This window comes from Pseudonocardia sp. HH130630-07 (genome assembly GCF_001698125.1).
Taxonomy (GTDB): Bacteria; Actinomycetota; Actinomycetes; order Mycobacteriales; family Pseudonocardiaceae; genus Pseudonocardia.
On sequence record NZ_CP013854.1, the window covers coordinates 1,361,952 to 1,371,843 of the forward strand.

Annotated in this window: 6 protein-coding genes; all 6 read left to right on the forward strand. The window is 75.1% G+C overall.

Annotated elements, in window-relative coordinates:
* Positions 1-3 precede the first annotated feature (3 nt).
* The 6 genes from AFB00_RS06480 to AFB00_RS06505 are packed head-to-tail and all read left to right on the forward strand — an operon-like array spanning position 4 to position 9,887.
* Positions 4-2,178: a non-ribosomal peptide synthetase gene (locus tag AFB00_RS06480; RefSeq protein WP_197519769.1), complete on the forward strand. Its 2,175-nt coding sequence runs from the start codon at positions 4-6 to the stop codon at positions 2,176-2,178.
* A complete protein-coding gene (locus AFB00_RS06485) occupies positions 2,175-6,194 on the forward strand; it encodes an AMP-binding protein (RefSeq protein ID WP_068796478.1) in 4,020 nt (1,339 codons plus the stop codon). Before AFB00_RS06480 ends, AFB00_RS06485 begins: the two co-directional genes overlap by 4 nt.
* On the forward strand, positions 6,122-6,622 hold the full coding sequence (locus AFB00_RS06490) for a hypothetical protein (protein WP_068796479.1): 501 nt from the start codon (positions 6,122-6,124) through the stop codon (positions 6,620-6,622). Before AFB00_RS06485 ends, AFB00_RS06490 begins: the two co-directional genes overlap by 73 nt.
* Positions 6,619-8,277 carry a cyclic peptide export ABC transporter gene (locus AFB00_RS06495; protein ID WP_068796480.1) on the forward strand — a complete coding sequence of 553 codons (1,659 nt, stop codon included), beginning with the start codon at positions 6,619-6,621 and terminating at the stop codon, positions 8,275-8,277. The genes AFB00_RS06490 and AFB00_RS06495 overlap by 4 nt, the downstream gene beginning before the upstream one ends.
* Before the next feature lie 54 nt (positions 8,278-8,331).
* Positions 8,332-8,550 (forward strand): MbtH family protein, encoded by a 219-nt coding sequence (locus tag AFB00_RS06500; protein WP_068796481.1) that lies wholly within the window; start codon positions 8,332-8,334, stop codon positions 8,548-8,550.
* Complete coding sequence (locus AFB00_RS06505; protein ID WP_068796482.1) at positions 8,547-9,887, forward strand: aminotransferase class III-fold pyridoxal phosphate-dependent enzyme; 1,341 nt, start codon at positions 8,547-8,549, stop codon at positions 9,885-9,887. Before AFB00_RS06500 ends, AFB00_RS06505 begins: the two co-directional genes overlap by 4 nt.
* Positions 9,888-9,892: the final 5 nt, after the last annotated feature.

Sequence of the window (9,892 nt, forward strand, 5' to 3'; positions counted from 1 at the left end):
GACATGGACGGGACGAGCAGCCTGTTCGCCGACGGACTCGCCGGGGCGTGGACACGCACCGCGGCGGACGACGGGGCCGGCGGTGACGTGACCGTGCCGCGGCCCGCCGCCACCGGCCCGGCGGACGACGAGTGGTCGCGCACGGCCTTCCGCACGGCCCTGGCCGGGTTCCTGGTGGACGGCACCGTTCCCCCGCCCGGCCCCGTGCGGGAGCCCGGCGCGACCGGGGGCACCGTGCTCCGGATCGACGACGACGGCCCGGGAGCCGGTCGGCTCGTGTGCCGCGTCGGCACCGACCGGGTGACGGTGCACGGCCGGTACGCCGGCCGGCTGCTGGACCCGGTGGTGGCCGGCGGGATCGCCGAGGCGGTCGTCGCCACGCTCGACGGCGGTCCCGGTCCGGTTCCCGCGGGCGCCGCCCGGATCGAGGGCGGCCCGGTGACGCCGATCGACGTCGTCGAACGGGTGCTGCACCACGCCCGGCACGACCCCGGCCGGATCGCGGTCCGCGCCGGGGACACCGAGCTGGGGTACGGCGAACTCGCGGAGCGCTCCCGGCGCTACGCCGCGCGGCTGGACGCCGCCGGGGCCGCCGACGTCGTCGTCGTGCCCTACCGCCGCGACCTGCGCACGGTGGTCGCGCTGGTCGGGGTGCTGGCTTCGGGCCGCGCCTTCCTGCTGCGGGCCGACGACCGCGACGAGCACCAGGACGACGTCGCGGCCTGGGTGGGTGCCACCCGCTCGGCGCCCGAGCCGTCGCCCGACGATCCCGGACCCGCGGTCGCGGCGCCGGTGTCGTCGGTCTCCGCCGTGGCCGCCTACGTCATGTTCACCTCCGGGACCACGGGCCGGCCCAAGGCCGTCGTCGTGCAGCGCGACCAGCTCGCCGCGTACTGCGGATTCCTGGTCACCGAGGGGATCTGCGGGCCCGGAGTGACCATGCCGGTGCTGAGCAGCCCGGAGTTCGACGCCGTGATCAAACAGATCGTCGGGCAGCTCGCCGGCGGCGGGACCGTCGCCTTCACCGGCACCACCGACGTCCTCGCCGGGATCGAGGCGGCGCTGGCACCCGGCGGTCCGGCGGAACCGGTGGTGAACACCGTGCCGACCGTGTGGTCGCAGTACCTGGACGTGCACGGCGACCGCCCGGTCGGCGCCGGTGGTGCCCTGCTGCTCGGCGGCGAGGCACTGGATCCGGCGCTGGTGGAACGGACGCGCCGGGTGTGGCCGCGGGTCCGCATCGCGAACCTGTACGGGCCCGCCGAGTGCACGTCGAACGCGACCTGGGCACCGGACGTAGGTGCCGACGGCGACCGGACACCCGTCGGATCGCCGATCCGGGGCACCGACGTGCACGTGCTCGACGCCCGGCTCGCTCCGGTGGGGCCCGGCCGGGTCGGCCGGCTCTACGTCGCCGGGGCGTGTGTGGCCCGCGGGTACCACTCCGACCCGCGCCGTACCGCGGCCGCGTTCCGCCCCGATCCCGGTTCGAGCACGGGGGCCCGGATGTACGAGACGGGGGACCGGGTGCGGTTCACCTCCGCCGGTCTGGTGTACCTGGGCCGGGACGACGCGCAGGTCAAGGTCAACGGCATCCGGATCGACACGGAGAGCCTGCGTGCCGACCTCGCCGCGCTGCCCGGGGTCCGGGCGGCCGCGGTCGGACTGGCCGACGGGGCGCTGCGGGTGTTCGTCGAACCGGCGCCGGGTTCGACCCACGAGGCCGCCGAGGACCACATCCGCCGGGCGTGGCGGCGCGAGCTGCGGGGGGTGCGCGCGGAACCCGTGGACCGGATCCCGGCCACCTCGACGGGGAAGGCCGATCTCGCCGCGCTGTGCGCCCGGCACCCCGCCGCGGCCGTCCCGGCGCCGGGCGCCGGGGAGCCGGCCGGCACGACGGTCCCGGCCGCGCCGCACCGGGTGCTCGAGGTCATCTGGTCCTCGGTCTTCGGCACCGAGCGGATCGACGCCTCCTCCTCGGCGACCGATCTCGGCGTCGACTCGATGAAGCAACTCCGGCTCGTGGCCCTGTACCGCCGTATCCTGCGGGCCGAGGTCTCCTTCGACGACTTCGCCGGGACCGACCGGATCGCCGAGCACCAGCGGGTGCTGGAGGAACGGGTCGGTCGTACCCGGCTGGACGAGGCCGCGGCCCTGCTCGAGGAGCCCGCCCGATGACGGCGGCGGACCTCGGCAGGCTGCTCACGGCGGGGGCACCGGCCCAGCATGCGGATCCGGCACCCGAACCCGCCTCGCTGACCGTCTACGAGGACAGGATCTGGCGGGCGCACCTCGCCGCGGGCGACGCGGCGTACTCCGTACCGTGCGTGTTCGACCTTGTCGGCGGGGCGGACACCGCGCGGGTGCGCGACGCCGTCCGGGCGGTCGTCACCGCGGACCCGAGGCTGACCGGGGTCGTCGAGGCCGAGGGCGACGGGTTCAGGCTCGTGCCCGGGACGGCGGGACCGGTGATCGAGGACATCGACGCCGACGACCCGGACGCCGCGGCGACCGCCTTCCTGGCCCGTCCGTTCGCCGCCGCCGATCCGCTCACCAGGGTCGCCGTCATCCACACGGCCGGGGGCCCGGACCGGGTGGCGATCGTCTTCCACCACGTGGTCATGGACGGCGCCGCGATGTCGGTGTTCGTCGCCGGCCTGCGCGCGGAGGCCGAACGCCCCGGCACCCACCCGGCTCACACGGCCGGGCACGGCCCCGTGCCGCCGGTGCGCCCGGCCGCGGACGCCTGGTGGGACCGGCTGCTCCGGGAACGCGCCGGGTGGCCGGCGTGGGACCCCACGCCCGACCCGGCCCATGCCGTGGTCACCGGGGGCGTCGTCGAGGACGTGCCGGACCCCCGGCTCACCGGGAGCACCCGGTCGGCCGCCCGCTGGCTGACGGCGGTCGCGGTGGCCCTGGCCCGGATCACCGGCCGCTCCGCGCAGTGCCTCGCGGTACCGCTCGCGAACCGGGTGGAGCTGGAGGACTTCGAGAACCCGCAGCCGATGATCAACACGCTGCCGCTGTTCGTCGAGGTCGACGACGGCCGTCCGCTGTCGGAGCTGCTCGACGCCGTGCACCGGGACCTCACCGGCATGGTCGAGCACGCTGCGACCGACCTGCGCGCGGTGGCCGGCGCCGTCCGGATCGGCCGGCCCGGCACCCGGCTCCCGATGAACGTGCTCGTCAACGTGCAGAGCGTCGTGCACGCGGAGATGCCGCTCGCGGGCGGGACCGCGCGCCCGGTGCGGGTCCACTCCGGAGCGGTCAAGGGCGCGCTGACCGTCAGCGTGAACACCGCCGACGGCGACGTGCTCGTCGAGAGCGCGCTGGCCGGCTGGACCGCCGACACCCACACCGGGCTGCGGGACACGATCGCCGCCGTGCTGCACGGGTTGCGCAGCGAGCCCGGCCGGCCGGTCGGGGCCGTGCCGATCGGCGTCGTCGGTGCCCCCGCCACGGTGCCGGCGGAGACCGGTTCCGTCGTCGCCGAGATCCTGCAGCACGCCGGCCGCACCCCGAAGCGCACGGCGCTCACGGCCCCCGACGGCGAGCTGACCTGGGAGCAGCTGGCCGCCGGGGTCTCCGGAGCGGCCGCGGTACTGCGGGAACACGGAGTGCACCCCGGGGACAGCGTGCTGATCGCCTGTGTGCGCAGCCGCGAGTTCGTGGTGTGGGCGGCCGCGATCATGGCGGTCGGGGCCGCCTACGTACCGGTGGACATGACGCGGAGCGCCGCACGGTCGGCGAGCGTGGCCGAGCAGTCCGGCGCCGAGCTGGGCGTGTCCGACGTCCCGCTCCCCGGGATCACGACGATCCCCCTCGGGACGGCCGGGCCCGGCCACGCGCCGGTCACCGACGTCGTCACCGACCGGCGCCTGCCCGCCTACACGATCTTCACCTCGGGCACGACCGGCAGTCCGAAGGGGGTACCGGTCACCCACGCCGACCTCCTGGCCCTGCTCGGCTCCACGACCGATCTCCTCGGGCCCGACGACGTCGTCTCCGCGGTGCACGCGTTCGCCTTCGACTTCAGCGTGTGGGAGGTCTGGATCGCGCTGGCCCGGGGTGCCCGGGTGGTGCTCTACGACGACACCGTGGTGCGGGACCCCCGGCTGCTGGCCGAGCGGCTCACCGCCGACCGCGTCGGCGTGCTGTCGCTGACGAACACCGCGCTGGGGAGCCTGCTCACCGCGCTCGACGACGGTGCCGCCGTCCCGGAGTCCGTGCACCGGGTGGTGCTGGGCGGGGAGAGCGTGGCGCCGGACTACGTCCGGCGCCTGTGGGACCTCCTGGGCTCCCGGGTTCAGGTGGTCAACATGCTGGGCGCCACCGAGACGACCGTGCACACCACCAGGGTCGACGTGTCCACGGCCGATCTCCACGACGCCTCCGTCCAGGTCGGTGGTCCGCTGGAGCACCTCGACGTGGTCGTCGTCGATCCGCGCGGCCGGGCACTCCCGCGCGGGGTCACCGGCGAGATCGCGGTGCGCGGCACCGGCGTGGCGCTGGGCTACACCGGGCGGGGCGCGCTCACCGCGGCCCGGTTCGTCCCCGACCCGTTCCCGGGCGCCGCCCCCGGGGCCCGGATGTACCTCAGTGGCGACGCCGGACGGTGGCTGGGCCCGGGGCGCGGCCTGCTCTGCGAGGGCCGGCTCGACGGGCAGGTCAAGGTACGGGGGCACCGCATCGAGACGGCCGGTGTCGAGGCGGTGCTCGCCGAGCACCCCCGGGTGCTCCGTGCCTGCGTCGTCGCGCACGAGAACCTCCTGCACGCCTTCCTCGACGTCGTCCCGGGGCCGGATCCCGCGACGGCGGCGGCCGAGCTGCGGGCGCACGCCGTCTCCCGGCTCGCCGCCTACGAGGTCCCCGACCGCTTCCACGGGCTGGACTCGTTCCCGATGACGGTCAACGGCAAGCTGGACCGGGACGCGGGCCGGCTGCTCGCCGCGGTCCGGTGGCAGGACACCGGCGCGGCCGGCCTCGCCACCGCCGACGCGGGGCCCCCGGCCGACGACGACGGGACGTCGACCCGGGTACTGGCCGCGGTCGGTGCGGCACTGGGCGGGCGGCCGTCGGACCTCGACGCCTCGTTCCTCGCCAACGGCGGCGACTCGATCTCGGCCGTGCACCTGGTGGGTGAGCTGCGCTCGGCGGGCCTGGAGATCGCCGTCGGCGACGTGCTCGAGGCCCCGTCGGTGCGCGCGCTGTGCGCCGCCGCCCGGCTCGGTGCCCCCGGCGACGACGGCGGTCCCGCGATCGAGCGCTTCGCACTGGTTCCCGACGACGTCCGCGACGGGCTCCCGTTCGACGTCTCCGACGCGTACCCGCTCTCGGCGGCGCAGGAGGGCATGCTCTTCCACATCCGGCTCGACCCGGACGTCGGCGTGTACCACAACACCGTCGGCATCCGGCTGCACGGCGGGCTGGACCCGGACGCGTTCCGCGTCGCGCTCGCCGACACCGTCCGGCGGCACGAGGTGCTGCGCACGGCGATCGACGAGGTCCGCCACGACGAGCCGCTGCAGCTGGTGTACCGAGAGGTCCCGACACCGTTCACGGTCGTCCCGGCCCCGGACGGCGCGGCCGGCCGGGTCATCGACGACGTCGTCGCGCGGGAGCGGGCGACCCCGTTCGACCTCGCACGGGCCCCGCTGTTCCGGATCACGCTCGTCCCGGTGGCTCCGGGCGAGGACCACCTGGTGATCAGCGACAGCCATGTCATCCTCGACGGGTGGAGCTGGACCTCCACCCTCGACGAGATCGTGAGCCGGCACAACGCGCTCGTCCGGCGGGACACCGGTTACGACGCCCCGGCGCCGCCGGACCCGGGGGTGCGCTTCGCCGACTTCGTCGCACTCGAGCGCAGGGCCCGGACCGACGACACCGCGGCGGCGGCGTGGACCGAGCACCTGCGCGGGGTGCGCCCGTGGTCGGTCGCCGACACGGTCGCCGACGGCAGGCGGGTCCGCCGGATCCGGGTCCCGCTCCCGGACGACGACGCCGACCGGCTGGTCGACCGGGCGCGCGCCGAGGGCGTGTCGCTGCGCCACCTCGCGATGGCCGTGGCGGTCCGGGCGATCGGGGACGTCCTCGGGCCCCCGGCGCGCCCCCCGACGAGGTGCTCACCGGGGTCACCGCCAACGGCAGGCTGGAGCGGGCCGGCGGGACCGACGTCCGCGGCATGTTCCTGAACATGGTCCCGCTGCGCTTCCCGGTCCATCCGGACCCGGGTGAGCAGGCCAGGGCCTGCGCCCGCATCGAGGCCGCCATGGCACCGCACCGGCGGCTCCCGAACGTCGACATCACCCGGCTGGCGGGGCGGGGGCCGCTGTTCGACTTCGGCTTCAACTTCGTCCGCTTCCACCGCCTCCGCGGTGTCGAGCGCACCCACCGGTTCGACACCGGCGCTGCGCACTTCTCCCAGGAGGACACCGACTTCGCGTTGATGACGACGTTCTCCGTGCACCCGCCCGAACACCGCCTGGCGCTCATGCTCGTGGTGGACGAGGCCCGGGTGAGCGAGGCCCGCCGGGACCGGCTCGCGGAGGCCTACGCGACCGCACTGCGGTGGGCCGCCGGCACGACCGGTGGCACCGGACGAGAAGAGGACGACCGATGAGCCAGCTCGTTCGTGTCCTGCTGCGCGGCGGGCGCGGTCTCGCCGTGCTCGCGGTCGGTGGCGGGATCGTCACCGGCGTCGCGACGATCGCGATGATCGCGACCATCAGCTCGTCGGTCGGCGGCCCGACCGGCCTCGCCGACGTGGCGCTCTTCGCCGCGGCCGCCGTCGCCGTCCTCGTCGCCGGTGCGGTCGCGTCGAACATGCTCGTGCGGGTCGCGCAGGGCTCGGTCGACCGGCTCCGCACCCGCCTCGTCGAGGACCTGTTGCGCGCGCCGCTGCGCCGGTTCGAGGAGTTCCGGCTGCCCCGTGTCCTGGCGGTACTGACCGACGACCTCGCCGCCGTCGGGCAGGCGGTGCAGGCACTCCCGCTGTTGCTGGTCAACGCGGTGATCGTGCTCTGCGCACTGGTCTACGTCGGCACGCTCTCGCTCGCCGCGCTCGGGGTGTTGGCGGTCGTGATCCTGCTCGGTGGCGGCGCCTACGCGTGGACCAACCGGATCGCCGGCCGGCACATGGCCGCGGCCCGCGACGCCCAGGACGAGCTGCACGACTCCTACCAGGCCCTGACCTACGGGTTCAAGGATCTGAAGCTGTCCGGCCAGCTGCGCCGGGCGGTGGTGGACACCGACCTGCGGTCGCAGTCGCGGCGCTACGCCCGGCACGTCGTGGTCGGGTCCACGGTGAGCCTGGTGACCGGCTACTGGGGACAGATGCTGTTCCTCGCGTGCGTCGGCGCGGTCGCGTTCGGCGGGGACGTCCTCGGGATCGCCCAGCAGGAACGGTTCGGGGTCGCGCTGGCGGTGCTCTACCTGAACACGCCGCTGGTGACGGTGCTGAACATCGCTCCGCAGCTCAACCGGGCGGTCGTCGCGCTGCGCCGGATCGAGAGCGTGTCCGAGCTGCGGGACACCGGCGCCGGGGAGGCGGACGGTGCCACCGGCGCGGGCCCGGAGCCGGGACCGGCGCCCGCGATCGACCGTGAGCTCGGGGTCGACGGAGTCGTCTTCACCTACCGCGGTTCCACCGGTCCCGACACCGGGGAGCCGTTCACCCTCGGACCGGTGACGGCGACGTTCCGCCGCGGGACCGTGAGCTTCCTGGTCGGGGGCAACGGCAGCGGCAAGAGCACGCTCGGCCGGATACTCGCCGGCCTCTACCGGCCCGACGAGGGGACGGTGACCGTCGACGGGCGGGCGCTGGACGAGGCGGGGACGGCGGCGTTCCGGGAGCAGGTGAGCGCCTGTTTCGCCGACTCCTACGTGTTCCGGCGCCTGCGCAGCACCGCACCCGACGTGCTCGAACGGGCGGACCACTGGCTGCGCGAGCTCGGCCTCGACGACATCGTCCGGGTGGAGGGTGACCGCCTGGTCTGCGGCGACCTGTCCACCGGGCAGCGCAAGCGACTCGCCCTGGTCGAGGCACTCGCCGATCCCCGGGACGTCGTGATCCTCGACGAGTGGGCCGCCGAGCAGGACCCGCACACCCGCCGGAGGTTCTACGAGCAGATCCTCCCGCAGATCCGGGACGACCGGCGGATCGTGATCGTCGTGACCCACGACGACCGCTACTTCGCCCACTGCGACCAGGTCCTGAAGTTCGAGCGGGGAGCCGAGACCCGGGGGGTGCCGGCATCGGAGCCGGCGCACCTCTGAGCCGGCCCGCACCGGCGGGCCGCGACATCGACCGAGTTCAAGGGGGCAGGACGCATGTCAGCACAGCAGGAGAACGGTTCCGGGACGGAGTCGTGGACGGTGGTCCGCAACGAGGAGGAGCAGTACTCGATCTGGCCGGCCGACCGGCCGGCGCCGCAGGGCTGGACCGAGATCGGCGTCGTCGGGGACCGCGACCACTGCCTGGACCACATCGGCGAGGTCTGGACCGACATCCGGCCGCTCTCCCTGCGCCGCGCGCTGGGGGTGGCATGACCGCCGTGAACTCGGGCCCGCGGCCCGCCGGGACGATCGACCGGGTCCGTAACGGGCTCGTCGGCGACTTCCTCCCGCTGCTCGTCGACCTGGAGCGTTCCTCGGGCTCGCACCTCTGGGACGACGTCCGGGGCGGCCCGGTCCTCGACATGGGCATGTTCTTCTCCTCCGCCCCGATCGGCCACAACCCGGCCGCGGTCCGCACTCCGGCCGCCGACCGCGCGCTCGGGGCGGCGGCACGGACGAAACCGTCCAACCCGGACTTCGCCACCTCGGTGCTCGACACGTTCGTCACCGACTTCCGGCGGGTGATGATGCCGGACGCGATGACCCACCTGTTCGCGATCGACGGTGGCGCGCTGGCCGTGGAGAACGCGCTCAAGGTGGCCTTCGACTGGAAGGGGCAGGTCGCCGACGTCACCGATCCCGCCGAACTGACCGTGCTGCACCTGCGTCGGGCGTTCCACGGCCGCAGCGGCTACACCCTGTCGCTGACGAACACGGATCCGGCCAAGACCCGCGGCTATCCCGTCTTCGACTGGCCGCGGGTGGCGGCGCCGGCCCGCGGGGAGGACGGCGGCCCGGACCCGGACGGCGACGAGCTGACCGCCGAGGAGGTCGCGGCCGTGGAGGAGGTGACGCGGATCCTCGCCGCCGACGGCCACCGCATCGCCTGCTTCGTCTACGAACCCATCCAGGGCGAGGGCGGGGACCGGCACCTCAGCGGCCGGTTCCTGCGTGCCGTCGAGGCGCTCTGCGTGCGGCACGAGGTGCTCACGGTCGCCGACGAGGTGCAGACCGGCGGCGGGCTGGTCGGGCGCCGGTGGGCGCACGAGGCGCTGGGCCTGCAACCGGACCTCGTGGCGTTCGGCAAGCGGCTGCAGGTGTGCGGGGTGATGGGCGGACGCCGGGTCTGCGAGCTGCGGACGAACGCGTTCGTCACGCCGAGCCGGATCAGCTCGACCTGGGGTGGATCCCTCGTCGACATGGTGCGGTTCTCGTTGCTCTTCGGCGAGATCGAGCGCGACGGGCTCGTCGAACGGGCGGACCGCACCGGCCCGGTGCTGCGCGCGGGCCTGGACCGGCTGGTGGCGGGATCCGGCCGGCTCCTGTCCGCCCCGCGGTCCCGCGGCCTGTGGGGGGCGGTGTCGGTCGCCACACCCGCCCTGCGGGACGCTGTCGCGGCGTGGGCGCTGGACGAGGGGAGCTGCGTGCTGCTGCCGTGCGGTACCCGCTCGCTGCGCTGGCGGCCGTCGCTGCTCGTGACCGAGGAGGAGCTGACCCGCTCGTTCGACGTGGTGGACAGCGCCCTGCGGGCCACCGGGGGCCGGCCGTGACGGTG